Origin of the sequence: Pseudomonas sp. S8 (genome assembly GCF_050473925.1) — a bacterium.
GTDB classification, from domain to species: Bacteria; Pseudomonadota; Gammaproteobacteria; order Pseudomonadales; family Pseudomonadaceae; genus Aquipseudomonas; species Aquipseudomonas parakoreensis.
On the sequence record NZ_JBFDVZ010000016.1, the window covers coordinates 5,995,160 to 6,018,491 of the forward strand.

Annotated in this window: 23 protein-coding genes; 11 read left to right on the forward strand and 12 right to left on the reverse strand. The window is 60.8% G+C overall.

Going from position 1 to position 23,332, the window contains the following annotated elements:
- Window positions 1–133: 133 nt before the first annotated feature.
- The gene (locus AB1J88_RS28320; protein ID WP_041067575.1) at window positions 134–3,028 is read right to left on the reverse strand and encodes a ribonucleoside-diphosphate reductase subunit alpha; all 2,895 of its coding nucleotides are present in this window, start codon (window positions 3,026–3,028) and stop codon (window positions 134–136) included.
- Between the two features lie 857 nt (window positions 3,029–3,885).
- Here AB1J88_RS28320 and AB1J88_RS28325 point away from each other — a divergent pair.
- Together AB1J88_RS28325 and AB1J88_RS28330 are read left to right on the forward strand one after the other, a co-directional pair.
- Entirely contained in the window at window positions 3,886–4,608 is a 723-nt protein-coding gene (locus tag AB1J88_RS28325) for a response regulator (RefSeq protein WP_047295809.1), read from the forward strand.
- Window positions 4,605–6,215, forward strand: coding sequence for an ATP-binding protein (locus AB1J88_RS28330; protein WP_041067572.1), 1,611 nt, complete (start codon window positions 4,605–4,607; stop codon window positions 6,213–6,215). Before AB1J88_RS28325 ends, AB1J88_RS28330 begins: the two co-directional genes overlap by 4 nt.
- A gap of 143 nt (window positions 6,216–6,358) precedes the next feature.
- On the opposite strand, the gene AB1J88_RS28335 is transcribed toward AB1J88_RS28330, so the two are convergent.
- Window positions 6,359–7,084, reverse strand: a complete 726-nt coding sequence (locus AB1J88_RS28335) for a 4'-phosphopantetheinyl transferase family protein (RefSeq protein ID WP_430292584.1) — start codon at window positions 7,082–7,084, stop codon at window positions 6,359–6,361.
- Between the two features lie 167 nt (window positions 7,085–7,251).
- The gene (locus AB1J88_RS28340) at window positions 7,252–8,043 is read right to left on the reverse strand and encodes a dienelactone hydrolase family protein (protein WP_430292585.1); all 792 of its coding nucleotides are present in this window, start codon (window positions 8,041–8,043) and stop codon (window positions 7,252–7,254) included.
- Between the two features lie 141 nt (window positions 8,044–8,184).
- Here AB1J88_RS28340 and AB1J88_RS28345 point away from each other — a divergent pair, with 141 nt between their 5' ends.
- The 3 genes from AB1J88_RS28345 (at window position 8,185) to AB1J88_RS28355 (ending at window position 10,962) form a co-directional block, all read left to right on the forward strand.
- On the forward strand, window positions 8,185–8,790 hold the full coding sequence (locus tag AB1J88_RS28345; protein ID WP_027612287.1) for a membrane protein: 606 nt from the start codon (window positions 8,185–8,187) through the stop codon (window positions 8,788–8,790).
- A gap of 151 nt (window positions 8,791–8,941) precedes the next feature.
- On the forward strand, window positions 8,942–9,619 hold the full coding sequence (locus AB1J88_RS28350) for a response regulator transcription factor (protein ID WP_027612288.1): 678 nt from the start codon (window positions 8,942–8,944) through the stop codon (window positions 9,617–9,619).
- Entirely contained in the window at window positions 9,616–10,962 is a 1,347-nt protein-coding gene (locus AB1J88_RS28355; RefSeq protein ID WP_086794698.1) for an ATP-binding protein, read from the forward strand. The genes AB1J88_RS28350 and AB1J88_RS28355 overlap by 4 nt, the downstream gene beginning before the upstream one ends.
- Before the next feature lie 144 nt (window positions 10,963–11,106).
- Here the strand turns inward: AB1J88_RS28355 and AB1J88_RS28360 are convergent, their stop codons facing one another.
- On the reverse strand, window positions 11,107–12,105 hold the full coding sequence (locus tag AB1J88_RS28360) for an AraC family transcriptional regulator (RefSeq protein ID WP_222018614.1): 999 nt from the start codon (window positions 12,103–12,105) through the stop codon (window positions 11,107–11,109).
- A 350-nt stretch (window positions 12,106–12,455) separates the two neighbouring features.
- Between AB1J88_RS28360 and AB1J88_RS28365 the strand changes: the two genes are divergently transcribed.
- Together AB1J88_RS28365 and AB1J88_RS28370 are read left to right on the forward strand one after the other, a co-directional pair.
- Complete coding sequence (locus AB1J88_RS28365) at window positions 12,456–13,790, forward strand: dicarboxylate/amino acid:cation symporter (protein ID WP_041067561.1); 1,335 nt, start codon at window positions 12,456–12,458, stop codon at window positions 13,788–13,790.
- A 256-nt stretch (window positions 13,791–14,046) separates the two neighbouring features.
- Window positions 14,047–15,228 (forward strand): CaiB/BaiF CoA transferase family protein, encoded by a 1,182-nt coding sequence (locus AB1J88_RS28370; protein ID WP_430292586.1) that lies wholly within the window; start codon window positions 14,047–14,049, stop codon window positions 15,226–15,228.
- 135 nt (window positions 15,229–15,363) lie between these two features.
- Here the strand turns inward: AB1J88_RS28370 and AB1J88_RS28375 are convergent, their stop codons facing one another.
- Both AB1J88_RS28375 and AB1J88_RS28380 read right to left on the reverse strand, forming a co-directional pair.
- The gene (locus AB1J88_RS28375) at window positions 15,364–15,858 is read right to left on the reverse strand and encodes a SprT family zinc-dependent metalloprotease (protein ID WP_041067555.1); all 495 of its coding nucleotides are present in this window, start codon (window positions 15,856–15,858) and stop codon (window positions 15,364–15,366) included.
- A gap of 148 nt (window positions 15,859–16,006) precedes the next feature.
- Entirely contained in the window at window positions 16,007–16,609 is a 603-nt protein-coding gene (locus AB1J88_RS28380; protein WP_007917515.1) for a Yip1 family protein, read from the reverse strand.
- A gap of 350 nt (window positions 16,610–16,959) precedes the next feature.
- Between AB1J88_RS28380 and ttcA the strand changes: the two genes are divergently transcribed.
- Together ttcA and AB1J88_RS28390 are read left to right on the forward strand one after the other, a co-directional pair.
- On the forward strand, window positions 16,960–17,784 hold the full coding sequence (ttcA, locus tag AB1J88_RS28385) for a tRNA 2-thiocytidine(32) synthetase TtcA (protein WP_041067551.1): 825 nt from the start codon (window positions 16,960–16,962) through the stop codon (window positions 17,782–17,784).
- 182 nt (window positions 17,785–17,966) lie between these two features.
- The gene (locus AB1J88_RS28390; protein ID WP_041067548.1) at window positions 17,967–18,641 is read left to right on the forward strand and encodes a DNA-3-methyladenine glycosylase I; all 675 of its coding nucleotides are present in this window, start codon (window positions 17,967–17,969) and stop codon (window positions 18,639–18,641) included.
- Window positions 18,642–18,728: 87 nt separating this feature from the next.
- Here the strand turns inward: AB1J88_RS28390 and AB1J88_RS28395 are convergent, their stop codons facing one another.
- The 3 genes from AB1J88_RS28395 to arsC are packed head-to-tail and all read right to left on the reverse strand — an operon-like array spanning window position 18,729 to window position 20,102.
- Window positions 18,729–19,154 carry a DUF2069 domain-containing protein gene (locus tag AB1J88_RS28395; RefSeq protein ID WP_108183527.1) on the reverse strand — a complete coding sequence of 142 codons (426 nt, stop codon included), beginning with the start codon at window positions 19,152–19,154 and terminating at the stop codon, window positions 18,729–18,731.
- Window position 19,155: 1 nt separating this feature from the next.
- Window positions 19,156–19,752 (reverse strand): NAD(P)H:quinone oxidoreductase, encoded by a 597-nt coding sequence (wrbA, locus tag AB1J88_RS28400; RefSeq protein WP_041067542.1) that lies wholly within the window; start codon window positions 19,750–19,752, stop codon window positions 19,156–19,158.
- A complete protein-coding gene (gene arsC / locus AB1J88_RS28405) occupies window positions 19,749–20,102 on the reverse strand; it encodes an arsenate reductase (glutaredoxin) (protein ID WP_041067539.1) in 354 nt (117 codons plus the stop codon). The genes wrbA and arsC overlap by 4 nt, the downstream gene beginning before the upstream one ends.
- 114 nt (window positions 20,103–20,216) lie before the next feature.
- Between arsC and AB1J88_RS28410 the strand changes: the two genes are divergently transcribed.
- Window positions 20,217–20,684: a TlpA disulfide reductase family protein gene (locus tag AB1J88_RS28410; RefSeq protein WP_041067536.1), complete on the forward strand. Its 468-nt coding sequence runs from the start codon at window positions 20,217–20,219 to the stop codon at window positions 20,682–20,684.
- A 178-nt stretch (window positions 20,685–20,862) separates the two neighbouring features.
- Here the strand turns inward: AB1J88_RS28410 and AB1J88_RS28415 are convergent, their stop codons facing one another.
- Both AB1J88_RS28415 and AB1J88_RS28420 read right to left on the reverse strand, forming a co-directional pair.
- Window positions 20,863–21,267 (reverse strand): META domain-containing protein, encoded by a 405-nt coding sequence (locus AB1J88_RS28415; RefSeq protein ID WP_108183526.1) that lies wholly within the window; start codon window positions 21,265–21,267, stop codon window positions 20,863–20,865.
- Complete coding sequence (locus AB1J88_RS28420; protein WP_430292588.1) at window positions 21,267–21,701, reverse strand: hypothetical protein; 435 nt, start codon at window positions 21,699–21,701, stop codon at window positions 21,267–21,269. The genes AB1J88_RS28415 and AB1J88_RS28420 overlap by 1 nt, the downstream gene beginning before the upstream one ends.
- Before the next feature lie 133 nt (window positions 21,702–21,834).
- Here AB1J88_RS28420 and AB1J88_RS28425 point away from each other — a divergent pair, with 133 nt between their 5' ends.
- Complete coding sequence (locus AB1J88_RS28425) at window positions 21,835–22,272, forward strand: hypothetical protein (RefSeq protein WP_041067528.1); 438 nt, start codon at window positions 21,835–21,837, stop codon at window positions 22,270–22,272.
- An 11-nt stretch (window positions 22,273–22,283) separates the two neighbouring features.
- On the opposite strand, the gene AB1J88_RS28430 is transcribed toward AB1J88_RS28425, so the two are convergent.
- Window positions 22,284–23,273 carry a 2-hydroxyacid dehydrogenase gene (locus tag AB1J88_RS28430; RefSeq protein WP_430292589.1) on the reverse strand — a complete coding sequence of 330 codons (990 nt, stop codon included), beginning with the start codon at window positions 23,271–23,273 and terminating at the stop codon, window positions 22,284–22,286.
- Window positions 23,274–23,332 lie beyond the last annotated feature (59 nt).

Genomic DNA, 23,332 nt, shown 5'->3' on the forward strand with positions numbered 1-23,332 from the left:
GTTCAGGTTTCGCCGTTTTTTTTGCTTCGATTTTTATTCCAGACAAAGAAAACCCCCGACATACCAGAAGTCTGTCGGGGGTTTCTTTTGCCTGGAAGCATCAGGCGTCTCGCGACGCCTGATCCGACTCAGCTTATTGGCAAGCTTCGCAATCCGGCTCGTCGATCGCGCAAGCCTTTGGCACTGGCGCCGGACCTGCCGGAGCGGCCAGAACCGAATCGTCGCCGTGGTTGCCGCCGCTGGAAACAGCGTTCAGCTTGCCGGTGTTGATGGTCGACTTCTCGGTGCTGGTCGCGGCCAGGGCACGGAGGTAGTAAGTGGTTTTCAGACCACGGTACCAGGCCATGCGGTAGGTCACGTCGAGTTTCTTGCCCGAGGCGCCGGCGATGTACAGGTTCAGCGACTGGGCCTGATCGATCCACTTCTGACGACGGCTGGCGGCGTCAACGATCCACTTGGTGTCCACTTCGAACGCGGTCGCGTAGAGCTCTTTGAGTTCTTGCGGGATGCGCTCGATCTGCTGCACCGAACCGTCGTAGTACTTCAGGTCATTGATCATGACCGAGTCCCACAGACCGCGAGCCTTGAGGTCGCGAACCAGGTACGGGTTGATCACGGTGAATTCGCCCGACAGGTTCGATTTCACATACAGGTTCTGGTAGGTCGGTTCGATCGACTGCGAGACGCCAGTGATGTTGGCGATGGTCGCGGTCGGTGCGATGGCCATGATGTTGGAGTTGCGAATGCCTTTCTGTACACGGGCGCGAACCGGTGCCCAGTCCAGGGTTTCGTTCAGGTCAACGTCGATGTACTTCTGGCCGCGCTGTTCGATCAGGATCTGTTGCGAATCCAGCGGCAGGATGCCTTTGGACCACAGCGAACCGTTGAACGTCTCGTACGCGCCGCGCTCGTCGGCCAGGTCGCAGGACGCCTGGATCGCGTAATAGCTGACCGCTTCCATCGACTTGTCGGCGAACTCGACGGCCGCGTCGGAACCGTAAGGGATGTGCTGCAGGTACAGCGCGTCCTGGAAGCCCATGATGCCCAGACCGACCGGACGGTGGCGGAAGTTGGAGTTCTTCGCTTGCGGCACCGAGTAGTAGTTGATGTCGATCACGTTGTCGAGCATGCGCACGGCGGTGTTCACGGTGCGTTGCAGCTTGGCGGTGTCCAGCTTGCCGTCGACGATGTGGTTCGGCAGGTTGATCGAGCCCAGGTTGCAAACGGCGATCTCGTCCTTGTTGGTGTTCAAGGTGATCTCGGTGCACAGGTTCGAGCTGTGAACCACGCCGACGTGCTGCTGCGGGCTACGCAGGTTGCACGGATCCTTGAAAGTCAGCCACGGGTGGCCGGTTTCAAACAGCATGGAGAGCATTTTGCGCCACAGGTCTTTGGCCTGGATGGTCTTGAACAGCTTGACCTTGCCCGGGTACTCGGTCAGGGCTTCGTAGTACTCGTAGCGCTCTTCGAAGGCTTTACCGGTCAGGTCGTGCAGATCCGGTACTTCGGAAGGCGAGAACAGGGTCCACTTGCCGTCATCGAAGACACGCTTCATGAACAGGTCAGGGATCCAGTTGGCGGTGTTCATGTCGTGGGTACGACGACGATCATCACCGGTGTTCTTGCGCAGTTCGATGAACTCTTCGATGTCCATGTGCCAGGTTTCCAGGTAGGCACACACAGCGCCTTTGCGCTTGCCACCCTGGTTAACGGCTACAGCGGTGTCGTTCACTACTTTGAGGAACGGAACCACGCCTTGCGACTTGCCGTTGGTGCCCTTGATGTACGAACCCAGTGCACGCACCGGCGTCCAGTCGTTGCCCAGGCCGCCAGCGAATTTGGACAACATGGCGTTGTCGTGGATCGCGTGGTAGATGCCCGACAGGTCGTCTGGAACGGTGGTCAGGTAGCAGCTCGACAGCTGTGGACGCAGGGTACCGGCGTTGAACAGTGTTGGGGTCGAAGCCATGTAGTCGAAGGACGACAGCAGGTTGTAGAACTCGATCGCACGGTCTTCTTTCTGCTTCTCTTCGATCGCCAGGCCCATGGCCACGCGCATGAAGAAGATCTGCGGCAGTTCGAAACGCACGCCATCCTTGTGGATGAAGTAACGGTCGTACAGGGTCTGCAGGCCCAGGTAGGTGAATTGCTGGTCGCGCTCGTGGTTGATCGCCTTGCCCAGTTTTTCCAGGTCGAAGGAGGCCAGCACAGGGTTCAGCAGTTCGAACTCGATACCTTTGGCGATGTAAGCCGGCAGCGCCTTGGCGTACAGGTCGGCCATTTCGTGGTGAGTGGCGCTTTCGGCCACGCCCAGGAAGCCCAGGCCTTCGGCACGCAGGGTGTCCATCAGCAGGCGGGCGGTGACGAACGAGTAGTTCGGCTCACGTTCAACCAGGGTACGCGCGGTCATCACCAGTGCGGTGTTGACGTCGTTCAGGGCCACGCCGTCGTACAGGTTTTTCAGGGTTTCGCGCTGGATCAGGTCGCCATCGACTTCAGCCAGGCCTTCGCAGGCTTCGGTGACGATGGTGTTCAGGCGGCCCATGTCCAGCGGCGCGAGGCTGCCGTCGGCGCGGGTGATGCGGATCGACGGATGCGCGTCGACTGCGGCTTCGACCGGGGTATGGGCTGCGCGTTCTTTCGAACGGGCGTCACGGTAGATCACGTAGTCGCGAGCGACTTTCTGCTCGCCGGCACGCATCAGGGCCAGTTCGACCTGGTCCTGGATTTCTTCGATGTGGATGGTGCCGCCCGACGGCATGCGACGCTTGAAGGTCGCGGTGACTTGTTCGGTCAGGCGGGCAACGGTGTCGTGGATTCGCGACGAAGCGGCAGCGGTGCCGCCCTCAACTGCGAGAAACGCTTTGGTGATAGCGACGGTGATCTTGTCATCGGTGTAAGGAACGACAGTGCCATTACGCTTGATCACGCGCAGTTGACCAGGCGCGGTGGCGGCCAGATCCGAATTCGAATCGGCGGCCTGCGGCAAGGTGCCCTGCGGGTTCTCGCGAGTTGTGTCGGTTTGCATGGGTGTCTCCACGTTCTCTATGTTTGTTTGGGCACCATGAAGGTGCCCACCGTTCCGTCCTGAAGCACTACAACCGGCACGCGCCGGGCATAACGACTTCGGGACAGTTCAGGAAGGGGGCCTTGTGGGCGCCGCTTCCATGCCGAAGTCTTCGGTTCGCGCTTTACGCGTGAAACCGCATTCCTTTCGGGGAGCAGATTCGTCACTGCAACACCCGTACCGTTATCGTCGTGGTCGACCGAAAAACGGTAGCCATCCGCAGGCGCGGTTTGGGCTTCTGAAAATACGTTTGGTTCAACCCGACAATGGCAATAAAAAGCCTTGAATTCACTGTCCGGTTTGTGTTTGGTTTTTTAGCGCTAACCCCTACATGTAGGGTTTTTTTGCGCACGGGCTACAAGATAATGCGTTTCGGGGGAGTATTGCAACGTATAGCCTGTGGATAAACCTGTGCGTAAATTGTGTGCGAAAGGGCTGATTCGCGTGTAGGCCGCGAACCTGCTGAGCTAGACCGTTTGTCACTGTTTTTCACGCGGGAAAAACGCTTCAGCGGATTTTTAAGGGCGCGAACCCTATCACAAAAAACCGCCGTGTCCGAACGCATTTGCCGACTTGTGTTCTGCCGGTACGCCGTTTATACAATCGGGCGGCGTTTACCCATTCTTATGCTCCCAAAAGATGACAAAAAGACGGGAGCATCGGAATCTGCGGGCAACCGCACGCCTGTGTAGGAGCTGCCGCAGGCTGCGATCTTTTGACCTTGCTTTTTAAAAGCAAAAGATCGCAGCCTGCGGCAGCTCCTACAGGGGGCAGTGTGTTTCTGCCTTATTAACAAAAACAGCAAGCAGAGGTCACCGGTGGAGCAAGAAGCCTGGCAGGTATTGATAGTCGAGGACGACCAGCGACTGGCCGAACTCACCCGCGAATACCTGCAAGCCAATGGATTGCGCGTGGAGATCGAAGGCAACGGTGCGTTGGCGGCGGCGCGGATCATCAAGGAGCAGCCGGACCTGGTGATCCTCGACCTGATGCTGCCCGGTGAAGACGGCTTGAGCATTTGCCGCAAGGTCCGCGACCGTTACGACGGGCCGATCCTGATGCTCACCGCGCGCACCGACGATGCCGACCAGATCCAGGGCCTCGACCTCGGTGCCGACGATTACGTGTGCAAACCGGTGCGCCCACGGCTGTTGCTGGCACGGATTCAGGCTTTGCTGCGGCGCAGTGACAGCGCCGAGCCGGTCACGGAAAAAAGCCGCCGCCTGCAATTCGGCCCGCTGGTGGTGGACAACGCCTTGCGCGAAGCCTGGCTCAGTGACAGCGGCATCGAACTGACCAGCGCCGAATTCGACCTGCTCTGGCTGCTGGTGTCGAATGCCGGACGAATCCTCTCTCGCGAAGAAATTTTCACTGCGCTGCGTGGCATCGGCTATGACGGCCAGGACCGCTCGATCGATGTGCGCATCTCGCGCATCCGCCCGAAAATCGGTGATGACCCCGATCATCCGCGCCTGATCAAGACCATCCGCAGCAAAGGCTATCTGTTCGTTCCGGAAGCCTGTGTGGATCTGGCGCTGTGAACTCGATCTTCCTGCGCATCTATGGCGGCATGTGCGCGGCGCTGATTCTGGTGGCGGTGCTTGGGGTGCTGGCATTGCACCTGCTCAATCAGGTGCGCAGCGAGCAATACCGCGAGCGCCTGGCCCACGGCACGTTCTCGCTGATGGCCGACAACCTGCAACCGATGAACGCAACCGAGCGCCACCGGGCATTGTTGGTCTGGGAGCGTCTGCTGGGGATTCCGCTGGCGCTGAAGACGTTTTCCGAGACCGATCTGGACCTCTCTCAGCGCGCCCGGGTGCAGCGCGGTCAGGCCTTGGTAGAGCAGACCGGCCCGCATGCGGCGCGGGTCTATCGACTGGTCAGCGACAAGGAACAGTTGCTGCTGACCGGCGACGTCCAGCAGATCAGCGAACAACTGGCCCGCGCGACTATTTACCTGCTGGCCGATGAACTGGTGCGGGTGCCGGTTGGCGAACAGCCCAAGCGGCTGGCGCAGTTAAAGGAGGAGAAAGGTTTCGGTTTTGATTTGCGCCTGGTCACGGTCAACGAGGCCGACATGGACGAAGACCAGAGCCGCCGTGTGTCCGAGGGCGATACGGTGATGGCGCTGGGCAAGGGCGGGGATTCGATCCGGGTGTTTGCCGGCATGGTCGGCACGCCGTGGGTGCTGGAAATCGGTCCGCTGTATCAGATGAATCCGTATCCGCCGCAATGGCTGGTGCTGATTGCGGCCCTCGGCCTGAGCCTGATCGGCCTGATCGTTTATCTGTTGGTGCGCCAGCTCGAACGACGTCTGCGCGGTCTCGAAGCCGCAGCCACGCGCATCGCCAAGGGCAGTCTGGAAACCCGCGTGCCGGCCCGTGGCGCTGACTCGGTGGGGCGGCTGGCGGCAGCGTTCAACGGCATGGCCGAGCACTTGCAGCAGTTGCTGGCGATCCAGCGCGAACTGGTGCGCGCGGTGTCCCATGAGTTGCGTACACCCGTGGCGCGTCTGCGATTCGGGTTGGAGATGATCGGCTCGGCCACCACCCCGCAGGCGCTGGAAAAGTACCGCGAGGGCATGGATCACGACATCGAGGATCTCGATAAGCTGGTGGACGAAATGCTCACCTACGCGCGGCTGGAGCAGGGGTCGCCCGCGCTGACCTTTCAACGCATCGACCTCGATGCGCTGGTCAATCAAGTGATTGAAGAACTGGCGCCGTTGCGTGCCGAGGTCACGGTGCAGCGCGGGTTATGCCTGTCCGCTGCCGATAATGACGGCGCCTGGGTCGAGGCCGAGCCGCGCTTTTTGCATCGCGCGTTGCAGAACCTGGTGAGCAACGCGATGCGCCATGCGCACTCGAACGTCACGGTGAGTTATCAGGTTGGGCAGCTGCGCTGCCGGGTGGATGTCGAGGATGACGGGCCGGGTGTGCCGGAGTCGGCGTGGGAGCGCATCTTCACGCCGTTCCTGCGTCTGGATGACAGCCGCACGCGGGCGTCGGGCGGGCATGGGCTGGGTCTGTCGATTGTGCGGCGGATCATTCACTGGCATGACGGGCGGGCGCTGATCAACAAGAGCAAGAGTCTGGGTGGGGCCTGTTTCAGTCTGAGCTGGCCGAGGAATCAGGAGCGCCGCTGAGTTTTGTGCTGGTTTTGCCGGCCCCAATCGCTGGCAAGCCAGCTTCCACAGTGTCCGTGGTGAGCACAGATTTTGGATACACCCCTGAAACCTGTGGGAGCTGGCTTGCCAGCGATGGGCCCCTCAGCGGCGCTGAAAAATCTTCAGGCAGGGATGCTGACCAGACTCAACAACTGCCCATCCTGCACACCAAACTGCGCGTCCAGCTCGGTGCCATGACGCCATTCACCTGAAAGATCGGTCAGCAAGCGCAAGCGAACCTGACCCTGTTCCGTCCACTCCAGCACCTCGGCGTGCTCGAAATAAAAGCGCTTCTGCACAATCGGGTACAGCGCCTTGAACAGGCTCTCTTTCACCGAAAACGTCAGGGTCACCCACAACCCCAGTTGCTCTCGCGAGCCGGCGGCCATGCGCTGCAACTCCGCTGGCGTGAGGATCTCCCCGGCCAGGCGTTTGGCACGCTCGGTCTCGAGCAGGTTTTCCAGATCCATGCCCAAGCCGCGCCAGTGTCGCTTGTTGGCGACAATCGCCGCCGCGTGTCCGGTGCTGTGGGTGATCGAGCCGCAGATGTGCGCCGGCCACACCGGCGCACGGTCTTCGCCAATCGCCGGAATCACGTTTGAGCCTTCCAGTTGCTGCAGCGCAGCCCGGGCACAAATCCGCCCGGCGAGAAACTCGGCCTGCCGTTTGGCCACCGAGCGCTGAATGCTCGGCGGCGGCTCGATGGCGCTGCGCTGGAAGTCATCGCCGAGCAGTTGCTTCGGGTCGAAACGGGTACTGAGCAGGACGGTGTCGGGCAACACGTTGGGCAACGGCCAATGGGCGTCGAGCGGGGTGCAGCAGGCGGGGAGGGGCGGGCTGGAATTCATGGCGGGTATTTTGCCGGTTGGCGCGGATGCTGGGTAGAGCCAAAACCTGTATCAGGCGTCGCTGACCCTGTAGGAGCTGCCGAAGGCTGCGATCTTTTGTTCTTGATCTTAAGAAGCAAGATCAAAAGATCGCAGCCTTCGGCAGCTCCTACAGGGGGCGAAGTGGGTCAGCTGAAGATTTTCTGGAAGAACGCCTTCATGTCCGCCCAGGATTTTTCATCGGCCGCTTTGTTGTAGCCGATATCCGGGCCACTGTGATCGCCGTGGCTCAAGCGATCGGCATCCGGATTGGTGAAACCGTGCTTGGCGCCGTCGAGGCTGACGAATCTGTAGTCGGCGCCGGCCTTGTCCATTTCGGATTTGAACGCGGTGACGTTGTCGGCAGTGACCATGCTGTCCAGCGCGCCATGCTCGACCAGAATTTTCGCTTTCACACTGCCGGGCGTCGCCGGGGTGGTGGTCGCCAGCGCACCGTGGAAACTGACCACGCCCGCCAGCGGCTCGCCCTGACGCGCCGCATTGAGCACCACGCCACCGCCGAAGCAGTAGCCGATGGCGGCGATTTTATTGACGTCGGTCTGCGGCTGCTTTTTCAGCAGATTCAGCCCGGCCTCAAAGCGCTTGCTGGAGGCGGCGGCATCCTGGGTCGCGGCCTGCATGAACGCCATCGCATCTTTCGGGTGCTCGGTGTTCTTGCCCTCGCCATACATGTCGATTGCCAAGGCGCTGTAGCCCAGTTCGGCGAGGTCGCGGGCGCGGCGTTTAGCGTAATCGTTCAGGCCCCACCATTCATGCACCACCACCACGCCCGGGCGTTTGCCCTTGATTGCGTCGTCGTAGGCGTAATAACCGATCAGTCGGGTGCCGTCGGCACTCTGGTAGGGAATCTCCTGAGTCTTGATCGCGGCGTTGGCCAGGCTGCTGGCGGCGAGCAGGGCAAGGGCGAAAAACAGGCGCATGGTCGGTCTCCTTATCGAAAGTGGTCAAGACAGCCTAGTCGATTTGATTCAGCGCAGGTTCAGAGAGTGTTCAGGGCAGGTACAGGGGCAGGTCAGTAACCTTGCGCCATACCCAAACAGCACTGTGAAAGAGGAAACGCGATGAATCGTCTGAACAAACTGCTGCTGGCTTTTACCTTGTTGGGCTCCAGCCTTGCGGCACATGCCGATGACACCAGCAACTTCGCCGGCCTGACGTTCGGCCAGACCAGTGACAAGGTCAAAAAGTCCCACGCGCTGAACGACAACCTTGGCCACCCGGACGCCAGCGGCGCAATCGACGGCAACAACACTTACGGTGTGCGCCTCGGTCAGCAAAATTCGCAAGGTCGCTACTACGCCACTTACGACAACGTGTCCGGTTCGCACAATGGCATTAAACTGCGCCAGGAAAATCTGCTGGGCAGCTACGATCTGTTCTATCCAGTGGGCGGCAGCACCAAACTGTTCGGTGGTGCCACGGCCGGTTTGACCAAGCTGACCCAGGATTCGCCAGGCTACAGCCGTGACAGCGACATCGGGTACGCCGTTGGTGGTCAGTTCGGTGTGCTGCAACAAGTGGCGCAGAACGTTTCGGTGGAACTCGGTTACCGTTACCTGATGAGCAACGCCAGCACCGAAATGAAAGAGAGCGGTGGCAGCAAGCAAGGCTCGCTGGACTTGACCAGCAGCGCCCAGACTTACCTGTCGGCGAACTACGCTTTCTAAAGCGCGGTCCGCTCTAGACCCTGTGGGAGCGAGCTTGCTCGCGAAAGTGGTCTATCAGTCGACAACACTGTTGGCTGGTACATCGCCTTTGCGAGCAAGCCCGCTCCCACACATGCGTTGTTGGAGTTTTTGATTTGCCCGGGAGAGCGTTATGAAACTGTTGGTCGTCGAAGATGAAGCGCTGTTGCGCCATCACCTGCAAACCCGCCTGACGGAGAGTGGCCACGTGGTCGAGTCCGTGGCCAATGCCGAAGAGGCGCTGTACCAGACCGGGCAGTTCAACTTCGATCTGGCGGTGATCGACCTCGGTCTGCCCGGCATGGGCGGTCTGGACCTGATTCGCCAGTTGCGTTCGAGCGGCAAGACCTTTCCGATCCTGATCCTCACCGCCCGTGGCAATTGGCAGGACAAGGTCGAAGGCCTCGCCGCCGGTGCCGACGACTACGTGGTCAAGCCGTTCCAGTTCGAAGAACTCGACGCGCGCCTCAACGCCTTGCTGCGCCGCTCCAGCGGTTTCACCCAGTCGACCATCGTTGCCGGGCCGCTGTTGCTTGATCTCAATCGCAAGCAGGCGTCACTGGATGAAGAGCCGCTGGCGCTGACCGCCTACGAATACCGCATCCTCGAATACCTGATGCGCCACCACCAGCAAGTGGTGCCCAAGGATCGCCTGATGGAACAGCTCTATCCGGACGACGACGAGCGTGATCCGAACGTGATCGAAGTGCTGGTCGGCCGCTTGCGCCGCAAGCTCGAAGGCCCGGGCGGGTTCAAGCCGATCGATACCGTGCGCGGTCTCGGCTACCTGTTCAATGAGCGCTGCACTTGATTCGTTCTCTTCGCGTTCGCTTGATGCTCGCCGCCACCACGTTGGCGGTGTTGTTCATGCTCGGCTTGCTGCCGGCCATGCAGGGCGCGTTCAGCCTGGCACTGCAGGACTCGATCGAGCAGCGCCTGGCCTCGGATGTCACCACGCTGATCTCGGCGGCGCGCATCGACAGCGGCCAACTGGTGATGCCGACGCAGTTGCCGGATGAACGTTTCAACCTCACCGACAACCGCTTGCTCGGCTACATCTACGACCGCCAGGGCAAACTGGTCTGGCGCTCGAAAGGTACGCAGGAAGAGCAGATCAACTACAAGCCGCGTTACGACGGCATGGGTAACGAGTTCGCGCGAATCCGCGAGAGCAACGGCCAGGAGTTCTTCGTCTACGACGTCGAAGTCAAACTGCTCGGCGGCAAGAGCGCGGCTTTCAGTATCGTTGCGCTGCAACCGGTGCGCGAATATGAAAACACCCTTGAAGGCCTGCGCGAGAACCTCTATCTGGGCTTCGGCGCTGCCTTGTTGGTGCTGCTGGCGCTGTTGTGGATCGGCCTGACCTGGGGCCTCAAGGCGCTGCGTCGGCTGAGTCAGGAACTCGACGAAATCGAAAGCGGCACCCGCGAAAGCCTCACCGAACAGCACCCGCGCGAACTGCTGCGCCTGACCGGCTCGCTCAACCGTTTGCTGCACAGTGAACGCCAGCAACGCAGCCGGTACCGCGACTCTCTCGATGACCTGGCGCACAGCCTGAAAACCCCGTTGGCGGTGTTGCAAGGGGTCAGTGAAGACATGGCCCAACGCCCGGAAGATCGCGATCAGGCCTGGGTGCTGCAAACCCAGATCGAACGCATGAGCCAGCAGATCAGCTATCAACTGCAACGGGCCAGCCTGCGCAAAAGCGGTCTGGTACGCCATCAGGTGCGGCTGCAACCGGTGCTCAAGAGTCTGTGCGACACGCTGGACAAGGTTTACCGCGACAAACATGTTCGAGTGGCGTTCGACCTGCCGGAGCAATGTTATGTGCCGATCGAACAGGGCGCGTTGCTGGAGATGATGGGCAACCTGCTGGAAAACGCCTATCGCCTGTGCCTGAGCGAAGTGCGCATCAGCGTGCGCGAGAGCCTCGCCGGCATCGAGTTGTGCATCGAAGACGACGGCCCCGGCGTGCCGCCGAATCAGCGCGCGCGAATCCTTGAGCGCGGCGAACGACTGGATCGTCAGCATCCGGGGCAGGGCATCGGGCTGGCGGTGGTCAAGGACATCATCGAAAGCTACAACGCCAAGCTGATGCTCGGGGATTCGCCGATGGGCGGGGCGGCGTTCAGGATTCAGTTTCCTGCGGTTTAGGTGTTGGTCTTTCGGGCGCTATCGCTGGCAAGCCAGCTCCCACAGTGTCCGAGTCGTATACAAATTCCTTGAACGACATCAAAACCTGTGGGAGCTGGCTTGCCAGCGATGAGGCCAGTCAAGGCGTCACAGACGGCGAACAGATCACTGCTCCTGCGCCCGATAAGCCCCCGGTGTCAGCCCCGTCCATTTCTTGAACGCCCGGTGAAACGCCGACGGTTCGGAAAACCCCAGTTGCTCGGCAATCTGCTGCAACGACAGATCCGCCCGGCCCAGGTGATAAATCGCGATGTCGCGGCGCAACTGATCCTTCAATTCCTGAAAACTGCTGCCTTCCTCACGCAAATGCCGACGCAGGGTTTGCGGGCTGATGTGCAGCTGCGCGGCCACGGCTTCGAGGTCCGGCCACTGTGCGCTGTCGCGGCTGAGCAAACGGCGCAGGCGGCTGCTGAGGCTGTCGCCGTCGTCCGGGCGCGACAGCAGGTCGGCGGGGGAGCGTTCGAGGAAATGCTTCAAGGTGCGTTCGTCCTGCAACAGCGGCATGTGCAGGTAGCGACTGTGAAACAGCAGGCTGCTCTGCTCGGCGCAAAACACCAAAGGGCAGGGGAACAGCAGGTCGTACTCGGCACCGTGCGCCGGTTTCGGGTAACTGAAGGTGGCCTGCTCCAGACGAATCCGCTGGCCGATCAGCCAACTGCCGAGGCGATGCCAGATCACCAGCAGGCTCTCGCTGAGAAAGTGATCCGGGTCCCATAACTGCGCATCATCGAGGCTCAGGCGCACCCATTCGTCTTCGCGGCTCAGGCTCAGGCGCGGGGCCTCGGGGAATAGGCTATAAAACAATAAACCGCGTTGCAGTGCCTTCTCCAGATTGCGGCAGTGGATCAAGGCGTGGCACATCATCGCGAAGCTGCCGGGTTTGCTCGGCGCGTTGCCAAAGCCCAGGTATTCGTCATCCAGCGCCAGCCACAGGCTCTGGATCAGTTGGGTGAATTGTTCCGGGGCGATGCGCGCCCGTGGCTCATCGAGCAACTCGGGGCTGATCCCCAGTTGCTGCAGCAACGGCGCATAGTCGAATCCCGAACGGCGTGCGCCACCGAGGGCGGCGCGGGCGAAATGACTGGCGATGGTACGTTCGCGCATAAGCGGCTGATCCTTCCTCAGGCGCCGGATGGTAGCCGGGGCAAGCGCAGGGCAACAAGGCGGATTTCCGCCAAATTGTAGGACGAGATCCGCTGACTTGGCGGAAATCCGCCACACCGGCGTCACCGGGCTGTGACAAAAAATACCCTGCATACCCTGATATCAAAAGGCTTGCAGCGAATCGCACCAAAGTGGCACGGCGTTTGCGATAAGAGCGACAGAAGTGTGCGTCTTTCCGCTGGAAAAACGCTGCTCGACACAACAAATCCCTCCAGTGCAGGAGGGTTCGCAATTCAGGTTCTGCGCTCAACAGATGGATGTTGCCCGCGGGACGCTTGAGGACACTTGCAATGACGACTCGTCAGCCACTGTACAAATCCCTGTATTTCCAGGTGATCGTCGCGATCATCATCGGTATTGCCCTTGGTCACTACTACCCGCAGTTCGGTGTGGCGGTTAAGCCGCTGGGCGACGGGTTCATCAAGCTGATCAAAATGATCATCGCCCCGATCATTTTCTGCACCGTGGTCAGCGGCATTGCTGGCATGCAAAGCATGAAGTCGGTCGGCAAGACCGGCGGTTACGCACTCCTGTACTTCGAAATCGTTTCGACCATCGCCCTGCTGGTCGGTCTGATCGTGGTCAACATCGTGCAGCCGGGCAACGGCATGCACATCGACGTCAGCACTTTGGACGCCTCGAAAGTCGCCACTTATGTGCAGCAAGGCGCAGACCAGAGCGTTGTCGGCTTCCTGCTCAATGTGATCCCGACCACCATCGTCGGCGCGTTTGCTACCGGTGACATCCTGCAAGTGCTGATGTTCTCGGTGATCTTCGGTTTCGCCCTGCACCGCCTGGGTGACTACGGCCGTCCGATCCTCGACTTCATTGATCGCTTCGCCCACGTGATGTTCAACATCATCAACATGATCATGAAGCTCGCGCCAATCGGTGCCTTCGGTGCGATGGCGTTCACCATCGGTGCCTACGGTGTCGGTTCGCTGGTGCAGCTCGGTCAACTGATGGCCTGCTTCTACATCACCTGCCTGGCGTTCATCCTGATCGTGCTGGGTGCCATTGCCCGCATGCACGGCTTCAGCGTGCTGAAGATGATCCGCTACATCCGTGAAGAGCTGCTGATCGTACTGGGCACTTCCTCGTCGGAATCGGTACTGCCACGCATGCTGATCAAGATGGAGCGTCTGGGCGCGAAGAAATCCGTCGTGGGTCTGGTGATCCCGACCGGTTACTCGTTCAACCTCGACGGTACCGCGATCTACCTGACCATGGCCGCCGTGTTCATTGCTCAGGCCACCGACACGCACATGGACATCACCCATCAGATCACCCTGCTGGTGGTGCTGCTGCTGTCGTCCAAAGGCGCCGCCGGTGTGACCGGTTCGGGCTTCATCGTGCTGGCCGCCACCCTGTCGGCGGTCGGTCACCTGCCGGTGGCCGGTCTGGCGCTGATCCTCGGTATCGACCGCTTCATGTCCGAAGCCCGCGCCCTGACCAACCTGGTCGGCAACGCCGTGGCGACCATCGTGGTTGCCAAGTGGGTGAAAGAGCTGGACACCGACGTGCTGCAAGCCGAGCTGGCTTCGGGTGGTCGCGGTATTGCTGACACCCGTCCGGAAGACGACCTGGGTGTGGCTGAAGGTGCTACCCCGAGCAACGTCAAGTAATCTGAATTGGCTCCAGTGTAATGCTGGAGCCTGATAACCCTTGTGGTGAGGGGATTTATCCCCGATGGGTCGCGAAGCGGCCCCTTCTTAGATAGAAGGGGGCTGCTGTGCAGTCAATCGGGGATAAATCCCCTCGCTACAGGGGTTTTTTATTGCCTGCGATTTGAGCATTACGGTCACTGCCGCTGACACATCCGGTGATTGCCGTGCGCGGCATCGCTGCCTAGTCTGAGTGCATCGCACAAGGAGTTCGCCCATGTCCGCACCGCTGGCCTCACTGAAGATTCTCGATTTTTCGACCCTGCTACCGGGGCCATTCGCCTCGCTGTTGCTGGCCGACATGGGCGCCGAAGTGCTGCGCATCGAGTCGCCCACGCGCATGGACCTGCTGCGGGTGTTGCCGCCGCACGATCAAGGGGTGTCCGCCAGCCACGCTTACCTCAACCGCAACAAGCGCAGCCTGGCGCTGGATCTCAAGCAGCCGGAGGCGCTGGAGGTGATCAGGCAGTTGCTGGGCGAATACGACATCGTTCTGGAACAGTTCCGTCCCGGGGTGATGGAACGTTTGGGGCTGGGCTACGAGGCGTTGAAGGCGATCAACCCGAAGCTGATTTACGTGTCGATCACTGGCTACGGCCAGACCGGCCCGTACAAGGATCGCGCCGGGCATGACATCAATTATCTGGCGCTGGCCGGGCTCTCCAGCTACACCGGCCGCACCGATAGCGGGCCGTTGCCGTTGGGCATGCAGGTGGCGGATATCGCGGGCGGTTCACTGCATGGGGTGATCGGCCTGCTGGCGGCGGTCATCGCCCGGCAGCAGAGCGGGCAGGGCACGCATCTGGACGTGAGCATGACCGATTGCGCCTTCAGCCTGAACGCCATGGCTGGCGCCGGATATCTGGCCTGTGGCGAGGAACCGCACTGGGAAGACCAGATGCTCAATGGCGGCAGCTTCTATGACTATTACCGCTCGCGCGACGGGCGCTGGTTGTCGGTGGGCAGTCTGGAACCGGGGTTCATGCAGCAGCTGTGTCAAGCGCTGGGCCGGCCGGAGCTGGCGGCGCAGGGCTTGTCGCCGAAACCCGAACACCAACGGTTATTGAAGGATGCGCTGAAAGTTGAGTTTGAGAGGCACGACTTTGCCGAGCTGTGTGAATTGTTCGCCGGAGTCGATGCCTGTGTCGAACCGGTCTTGAACCTGAGCGAGGCGGTGCAGCATCCGCAATTGCAGGCACGGGAACTGGTGACCCAGGTGCCGCGTGGCGACGGTACGACTCAGGCGCAGATCGGCTGTCCGTTGAAATTCTCCGAGGCGCTGCCGGCGCCGCGGCATGTTGGCGCGAAGTTGGGACAGCACACGGCACAGGTGTTGGGGGAGTTGGGGTTTGATGCTGAGCGGATTGCTCAATTGCGTGCGGCCAAGGTCATTCTCTAGCGTTGGTGCTGGCCTCATCGCTGGCAAGCCAGCTCCCACAGTTTCTTTGGGGTGTTCACAGGCTCTGTGTTCGGCACAAAACCTGTGGGAGCTGGCTTGCCAGCGATGAGGCCCTCCAATGCAGCAACGAACCGGCTATTCCACCCGCATCTCACCACTGAACACCAAAGTGTTGCGACAACGCCGGCACAAATACCGCCGCCCCTGGCGCACCAGGCTATGACGCTGCGCCGAAAACGGAAAATCACTGTCGGCGCACGGGCATTTGTAGATATAGCGGGTCACGCTGCGGCGTTTCACGGCGTAGGTGTGGCAACGATCCGGTGGCAGTTCATAAACCCCGCGCATGATCAGTTGCCACTCCTCGCCGTGCGGCTGGATGCGGTCGCCGAACAGTTGATGGGCGATCAGGTGCGCGACTTCGTGGGCCACGGTCTGCTTGAGGAAGTGTTCGGTGTTTTCCCGGTACAGCTGCGGGTTGAAGCGCAGCAGGTTCTCGTGCAGATGCGCGACACCGGCTTTTTGCCCGCGCAGCTTGAGGCTGACGACCGGGCGTTGGAAATGACGTTTGAAAAAGGCTTCAGCGAGTTGGTAACAGTCTTCGACGCGGGTATTGAGTTGCTCGGGCATGCTTGATGGATCTCCAGAGGCGTCGAGTATGCCGCAACGTTCCTGACTTGCGAATCGCTGACCTGCCGAATGGTCATCCGCCAAACGAGAAGGCCGCCTTGCGGCGGCCTGTATTGGCAGATCTTGTTTTTCTCTGGGATAAAGCCTATCAGTTGGTATACACCGGCCCCACGCCGAGGCCCCAGACAATCACGGTGAACGCCATGATGGCCACCAGCACCACCAGACCCACCGCCAGCACCGAGCTGGAAAACAGGAAGCCTTCGTCCGACGGAATGTTCATGAACGTCGGCAGCCCGACGTACAGCAGGTACACCGTGTAGCAGATGGCCGCCGTGCCGACGATCATCCCCAGCCACATATGCGGATACAGCGCCGCCAGCCCGCCGACGAACAACGGTGTCGCGGTGTAGGTCGCGAACGCCACGCAACGCGCCAGGCTTGGATTGGCGTCATACGTGCGGGCCATCCAGTGCACAAAGGCGCCCATCACCGCGACCCCGCCGAGCATTGCCAGGTATGACATCACCGTCATCCAGATTGCGCTTTCGACGGTGAGCATCACCGGCGCGCGGTTGCCGATCACCCAGCCGACCTGAGTGGTGCCGATAAACGCCGAAACCGCCGGAATCGCCGCCAGGATCAGCGTGTGCGTCAGGTACATGTGGCTGATGCTTTCCTCTTGGTCGCCACGGATTTCCTTCCATTCCTGATCGGGGTGGGTAAAAAGTCCCACTACGTGATGGATCATGCCAGTCACTCCTCTTGTTATTGCCATCGCCCCCCAGCGGAGCGCCTACGGGCCAAGGTGGCCGAGCAAATACAGGTCTTCAGATGTGTGCGACCTTATGTCGCAGTATAGAAAGGACTTAACCGCACATGGACTAGGGACTTAGAGCAAATCGCGCTGTAAACGGACGGGTTAATCGCAGTTATCTCTGTAGGAGCTGCTGAAGGCTGCGATCTTTTGATCCTGTTTTTAAATTCAAAAGATCGCAGCCTTCGGCAGCTCCTACAGGGTGCGTCCGTCAGGAGGCTGCGCCGCCGGTGGGTTTTTGCGTAAAATGCCCGCCTTTCGTCACACCTCACGGATTTCGCGTCATGGGCACTCTTACGGTCAACCAGAACAAACTGCAAAAGCGCCTGCGCCGCCTGGCCGGCGAAGCGGTCGCCGATTTCAACATGATCGAAGACGGCGACAAGGTCATGGTCTGCCTGTCCGGGGGCAAGGACAGCTACACCATGCTCGACGTGCTGCTGCACCTGCAGAAGGTTGCACCGATCAAGTTCGAGATCGTCGCGGTGAACATGGACCAGAAGCAGCCGGGTTTCCCCGAGCATGTGCTGCCGGCCTACTTGAAAGAGCTGGGCGTCGAGTACCACATCGTCGAGAAAGACACTTACTCGGTGGTCAAGGAATTGATTCCCGAAGGCAAGACCACCTGCTCGCTGTGCTCGCGCCTGCGTCGCGGCACGCTGTACACCTTTGCCGATGAAATCGGTGCGACCAAGATGGCCCTCGGTCACCATCGCGATGACATCGTCGAGACGTTCTTCCTCAACATGTTCTTCAACGGCACCCTCAAGGCGATGCCGCCGAAGCTGCGCGCCGACGACGGGCGCAACGTGGTGATCCGTCCGCTGGCCTACTGCAACGAGAAAGACATCCAGGCCTACTCGGACTTCAAGGAATTCCCGATCATCCCGTGCAACCTCTGCGGTTCGCAGGAAAACCTGCAGCGCCAGGTGGTCAAGGAAATGCTTCAGGACTGGGAGCGCAAGACTCCGGGCCGCACTGAAAGCATCTTCCGCAGTCTGCAGAACGTCGTGCCGTCGCAACTGGCCGACCGCAACCTGTTCGACTTCACCAGCCTGAAGATCGACGAAACGGCGGCTTCGCGCTTCGTTAACGTCGTCAACCTGTAAACCCCTTCCCTGTGGGAGCGGCCCTGTGGTGAGGGGATTTATCCCCGATGGGCTGCGCAGCAGCCCCAGCTTTTCTGGGGGAGCTTTGCTCCTCATCGGGGCGGTGCGACGTTTCGCTAAATCCCCTCACCACAGGGCCTGCCCCCACATGGGGTTTTTCGTTTCATTCAATAGGAGAGGGCATGCGCGATTACAAGTGGCTGCACGAATACTGTCTGAACCGCTTCGGTTCGGCGGCTGAACTGGAAGCCCATCTGCCCGTTCCCAAGACTCCCGCGCAATTGCGCAAGATCAGCGACGACCGCTACCTCTCGACCATGGCCCTGCGCGTGTTTCGCGCCGGCCTCAAGCACAGCCTGGTGGACGCCAAGTGGCCGGCTTTCGAAGAGGTGTTCTTCAAGTTCGACCCGGAAAAAGTCGTGCTGATGAGCGCCGAACATCTTGAACGCCTGATGCAGGACGCGCGGATCATCCGCCACCTGGGCAAGCTCAAGAGCGTGCCGCGCAATGCGCAGTTCATTCTCGATGTCGAGCAGGAGAAGGGCAGTTTCGGCGCGCTGATCGCCGACTGGCCGGTGACCGATATCGTCGGTTTGTGGACCTACCTGAAAAAACACGGGAGTCAGTTAGGTGGGCTGTCGGCACCGCGCTTCCTGCGCATGGTCGGCAAGGACACCTTCGTGCCGAGCTATGACGTGGTCGCGGCGCTGAATGCGCAGAAGATCGTCGACAAGGCGCCGACCAGTCTGCGTGATCTGGCGATTGTGCAGAACGCGTTCAATCAGTGGCATGAGCAGAGTGGCGGGCGGCCGATGAGCCAGATTTCGATGATGCTCGCGTACACCGTCAATCATTGAATCGCTAAAAGATCGCAGCCTTCGGCAGCTCCTACATTTGGAATGCGTTCCCCCTGTAGGAGCTGCCGGAGGCTGCGATCTTTTTCATCAGGCTACGGACATCTCGCCCTCGCCAGCCAGCTTGCGATTCAACTGATACCGCCACCGCACATACAGCAGCGCCGAGCAGAACAGCGCCAGGCTCGCGGCCATCTCCAACACGCCAAACAGCTGCCGGTTCGGGTCATAGGCCGCCAGTGCACCTTTGATGAAGTACAGATTCACCACAAAGCACATCCACGAGTGCGCACGTGCGTTGCCCATCAGCATCCCCGGCGCAAGGATCAGCCACGGGATCAGCTCGACCAGCAGGATCACCCACGGTCGAGCGCCGTGCAGGTCGGCGAACACCAGGTAATAAGCCGCCAGCAATCCTGCCAGGCCGAAAAAGCACAGCAGACTGATAACCCGCATCGCCCGTACACGCGGCTCCAGCCATTCAACGCTGGGCAGGACTTTCGGCTTCCGGGCCATGTCAGCCCTCCAGTTTTTGCGCGGTTTTCGCCAGGCGTGCGCCGAGTGCGCGACACAGCGCCATCTCGTGCGGATCCAGACCTTTTTTGCCATCGGCCCCGGCGTGATGACTGGCGCCATACGGCGTGCCGCCGCCCTGGGTTTCCAGCAACGCCGACTCGCTGTACGGCAGGCCGGTGATCAGCATGCCGTGGTGCAACAGCGGCAGCATCATCGACAACAAGGTGGTTTCCTGGCCGCCGTGCAGGCTGGCGGTGGAGGTGAACACGCCAGCCGGTTTGCCGACCAGTGCGCCGGTCAGCCACAGATTGCTGGTGCCATCGAGGAAGTACTTCAGCGGTGCGGCCATGTTGCCGAAACGTGTCGGGCTGCCGAGGGCCAGGCCCGCGCAATTCTTCAGGTCATCGAGCGTGGCGTACAACGCGCCTTCATCCGGGATGTCCGGCGACACGGCTTCGCACTCGGTGGAAATGGCGGGCACCGTACGCAAGCGCGCTTCGAGACCCGCCTGTTCGACACCGCGCGCAATCTGCCGCGCCATCTCATTGGTCGCGCCGTTGCGGCTGTAATACAGCACCAGAATATAGGGCGCGCTCACGGCAACAACTCCAGCACATTTTCCGGCGGGCGACCGATCACGGCTTTGTTGCCGACTTCAAGAATTGGCCGTTCCATCAGTTTTGGGTGCTGGACGATGGCGTCGATCAATTGCGCTTCGCTGAGGCTTTCGTCAGCCAGCTGAAGCATTTTGTATTCATCTTCTCCGGTGCGCAGCAACTGACGCGCGCTGATCCCGAGCTTGCCGAGCAGTGCCTTGATTTGCACCGCATTCAGTGGGGTTTCGAGGTAACGCACCACGTTCGGGGTCAGGCCACGGGCCTCAAGAAGTTCCAGCGCGCCGCGGGATTTCGAGCAGCGCGGATTGTGATAAAGCGTCAGATCGGTCATGGCAGGTCGCTTCTGGCGTAAAGTGGCGGCTATTCTAACTGTGCAGCGCGCAATCCAGAACCTTCAGAGGCAACGGGTCGCAGGCGTCTTCAATTTTTGACCAGGGAACATGACATGACACGGCGATTGGCAGCGGCATTGACGATAATCGGGGCGTTGATGCTGGGGGGCTGCGGCAACGACTACGGCATTGACCAGAATGGTCAGAAAGTGGCGTCCGAGCGCCTGGACAAACAATGGGTAGTGCTCAATTACTGGGCCGAATGGTGTGGCCCGTGCCGCACTGAAATCCCGGAACTCAACCATTTGGCGGACGAACTCAAGAGCAAGAATGTCGGTGTGTTCGGGGTCAACTTCGACAACGTCCAGGGTGAAGACCTGAAGAGCGCCAGCGAGAAACTCGGCATCAAATTCACCGTGCTGGCGCAGGATCCGGCCGACCTGTTCGACCTGCCGCGCAGTGAGGCCTTGCCGGTGACCTACATCATCGACAACAAGGGCAAGGTGCGTGAGCAGTTGATGGGTGAGCAGACGGCGGCGGGGGTGATGGCGAAGCTGGAGGCGTTGCAGGCGACGAAGTAGGGCAAGTGAGGTTTTGTGGTGAGGGGATTTAGCGAAACGTCGCACCGCCCCGATGGGCTGCGCAGCAGCCCTGAAACCCGAGAGCTCGGTTTACCCTGACCCTCCGAAGGGGGGGCGCTCCGCGCCCCATCGGGGATAAATCCCCTCACCACAGGGTAGTCTCAGCAGCAGGAGGGGGTTAACCCTCTTCCAGCCACCAACGCAACGGCTTGCCTTGCGCCGGCCAGAAGCGCATCTGCTCGATCGGCGAGATGTCCCAGCGCTCAACGCCTTGCAGCGCCTGCAGGAAGCGTTGTTCCTGCTCCATCAGCGCCGGGGCGCAGAGTTTGCGGGTCTTGCCGATCGGGCCGAAGCTCAGCTTGTCGCCTTCGAGGGTGTACGGCGCGAACCAGTGGTTGCAGCCGCCGTTGCCGTAAGCACGACCATCGTCGCCGAGGGTCACGGTCAGGTGGCTGTAATCCATCAAGGGCCGCTCGCCGATCCATTCCAGAATGTAGCTGCGGTTCTGTTGCAACTGCACTGGCTCTGCGGCGCAGCCCACCAGACCGGCACCGACCAGCAGCGGCAGGGCAAGGCGTTTCATCACGCAGGCTCCTGGCATTTCGGGCACAAGTGCTTGTCGCCGACGGCTTTCCAGCCCAGCTCGGCGATGCGCGCGGTGGCGGCCGGCTTCTCGGCGCTCTTGCCCAGCTTGGCGTCCACGGCGAACTCGAAGTTCAGCTCTTTGGCGCAGCTGTCGCAGTTGACCTGCCAGGTGTGGATCGCCAGTTCGCCGAACACCGGGCCGGTGGTCATCGCGGTCCATTGGCCCGGCGGATTGATCAGGTGGCGCACGGTGTCGACGGTCAGGCGCATGGACAAGTCCGTGCTGCCTTTGAGAGTGACCAACAGGACGTCACCGTTGCGAATCGAGCCACCATTGCCGGTGACCTGATAGCGGCCCGGTACAAGGGCGCGGCATTCGGTGAGGGTGTGTTGCGGGTTCATCAGGGTGTAGCGGAAATCGTGTTCGACCATGGGTCCTCCAAATCTGCGCGACATGCTAGCACGGGCTGGATTGCAGGATGGCGTACGTGTGCGACCTTCGATCCGGTTCAAATCGGCTGGCGCTCATGGCAAACTGCCGCCCTTCAATCTGAGGGAACGGAACATGGCGTTGATCGAATGTTATGAATGCAAGCGCAGCATCAGCTCGGAAGCAAAGGCGTGCATTCATTGTGGTGCTCCGATGGCGCAGCAGCACGAGCACACACCGGCGCAAGCCGCCGCGACGATTTCATTCGGCAGCCTGCCGCGCAACAAATCCGTGCCCGAAGCCTTTGTTCCGCCACCAGCTCCGGAGCCGACGCCGAAAGTGACACCGGCCGCTGTCGGCCGGCGCCGTCGGCAGCCCGAGCCCGCGCCGCAGCCTCAGGCCAACGCCGATGGTTCGCGTCCGGTGGAAGGCTGGTTGAAGATCATGGTGTTTCTGTTGCCGATGGTCTTTGTCTGGTTCCTGCTGCGCAACGGCCACTCGATGAAACAGCGCTTTTTCGGGTTTGGCTGGCTGGCGCTGCTGATTCTGGCCTCGTCGCTGTCGCCCAAATAAGCCGCCAATCCTCAGCCTTCGACCTGGTTCTGCGGCGTGCCTGCGGCCCAGGTCGCGATGTTGTGCAGGGTGGTCGCGGCAATCGCACCCAAGGCTTCATGGGTCAGGAACGCCTGATGCGCGGTGATGATCACGTTCGGAAACGTCAGTAACCGCGCCAGCACGTCGTCCTGCAACGGCAGGTCGCTGCGGTCCTCGAAAAACAGCTGCGCTTCTTCCTCATACACATCCAGTCCCAGATAGCCCAATTGGCCGTCCTTCAGTGCATCGATCAACGCCGGTGTGTCCACCAGGCCGCCGCGCCCCGTGTTGATCAGCATTGCCCCCGGTTGCAGATGGGCCAGTGACTCCCGGTTGATCAAGTGTTTGCTTTGCACATTGAGCGGGCAATGCAGGCTGATGATCCGCGACTGCGCGAGCAGCTCCGGCAGGCTCAGATACCGCGCGCCCAAAGCCAAAACCTGCGGATTTGGATAAGGATCGTAGGCCAGCAACTGACAACCGAAACCGTGCATGATTTTCGCGAACGTCGCGCCGATCTGCCCGGTGCCAACGATGCCGACCGTTTTGCCCACCAGATCGAAACCGGTCAGGCCGTGCAGGGTGAAATCGCCTTCGCGGGTGCGGTTGTAGGCGCGGTGCAGGCGCCGGTTGAGCGCCAGAATCAGCGCCACCGCATGTTCGGCCACCGCATGTGGCGAATAGGCCGGCACCCGCACCACGGCCAACCCGAGGCGTTTCGCCGCGAGCAGATCGACATGGTTGTAGCCCGCCGAACGCAGGGCGATCAGGCGCGTGCCCCCGGCCGCCAGACGCTCCAGCACTGGCGCACTGAGATCGTCATTGATGAAGGCGCAGACCACCTCGTGGTGCTCGGCCAGGGCGGCGGTGTCGAGACTGAGCCGGGCCTGCTGAAAGTGCAGTTCTATCCCGCCCGGGCAATCGACGGCGAGGAAACTGTCGCGGTCGTAGGTCTGGCTGCTGAAAACGAGCGTGCGCATGTATTCCTCCTGGAACGGGGTGGCGAGTCAATATTGACCACCACCACTTTAACGGCGGT

Bases quoted from the DNA above. Each gene is read 5' to 3' on its own strand.
- AB1J88_RS28350 (WP_027612288.1), top strand. From the start codon at position 8,942: ATGAAACTGTTGGTCGTCGAAGATGAAGCGCTGTTGCGCCATCACCTG.
- AB1J88_RS28375 (WP_041067555.1), bottom strand. From the start codon at position 15,858: ATGCCCGAGCAACTCAATACCCGCGTCGAAGACTGTTACCAACTCGCT.
- AB1J88_RS28340 (WP_430292585.1), bottom strand. From the start codon at position 8,043: ATGCGCCTGTTTTTCGCCCTTGCCCTGCTCGCCGCCAGCAGCCTGGCC.
- AB1J88_RS28365 (WP_041067561.1), top strand. From the start codon at position 12,456: ATGACGACTCGTCAGCCACTGTACAAATCCCTGTATTTCCAGGTGATC.
- AB1J88_RS28360 (WP_222018614.1), bottom strand. From the start codon at position 12,105: ATGCGCGAACGTACCATCGCCAGTCATTTCGCCCGCGCCGCCCTCGGT.
- arsC (WP_041067539.1), bottom strand. From the start codon at position 20,102: ATGACCGATCTGACGCTTTATCACAATCCGCGCTGCTCGAAATCCCGC.
- AB1J88_RS28335 (WP_430292584.1), bottom strand. From the start codon at position 7,084: ATGAATTCCAGCCCGCCCCTCCCCGCCTGCTGCACCCCGCTCGACGCC.
- AB1J88_RS28370 (WP_430292586.1), top strand. From the start codon at position 14,047: ATGTCCGCACCGCTGGCCTCACTGAAGATTCTCGATTTTTCGACCCTG.
- AB1J88_RS28415 (WP_108183526.1), bottom strand. From the start codon at position 21,267: ATGAAACGCCTTGCCCTGCCGCTGCTGGTCGGTGCCGGTCTGGTGGGC.
- AB1J88_RS28380 (WP_007917515.1), bottom strand. From the start codon at position 16,609: ATGATCCATCACGTAGTGGGACTTTTTACCCACCCCGATCAGGAATGG.
- ttcA (WP_041067551.1), top strand. From the start codon at position 16,960: ATGGGCACTCTTACGGTCAACCAGAACAAACTGCAAAAGCGCCTGCGC.
- AB1J88_RS28430 (WP_430292589.1), bottom strand. From the start codon at position 23,273: ATGCGCACGCTCGTTTTCAGCAGCCAGACCTACGACCGCGACAGTTTC.
- AB1J88_RS28390 (WP_041067548.1), top strand. From the start codon at position 17,967: ATGCGCGATTACAAGTGGCTGCACGAATACTGTCTGAACCGCTTCGGT.
- AB1J88_RS28420 (WP_430292588.1), bottom strand. From the start codon at position 21,701: ATGGTCGAACACGATTTCCGCTACACCCTGATGAACCCGCAACACACC.
- AB1J88_RS28320 (WP_041067575.1), bottom strand. From the start codon at position 3,028: ATGCAAACCGACACAACTCGCGAGAACCCGCAGGGCACCTTGCCGCAG.
- AB1J88_RS28345 (WP_027612287.1), top strand. From the start codon at position 8,185: ATGAATCGTCTGAACAAACTGCTGCTGGCTTTTACCTTGTTGGGCTCC.
- AB1J88_RS28395 (WP_108183527.1), bottom strand. From the start codon at position 19,154: ATGGCCCGGAAGCCGAAAGTCCTGCCCAGCGTTGAATGGCTGGAGCCG.
- AB1J88_RS28425 (WP_041067528.1), top strand. From the start codon at position 21,835: ATGGCGTTGATCGAATGTTATGAATGCAAGCGCAGCATCAGCTCGGAA.
- AB1J88_RS28410 (WP_041067536.1), top strand. From the start codon at position 20,217: ATGACACGGCGATTGGCAGCGGCATTGACGATAATCGGGGCGTTGATG.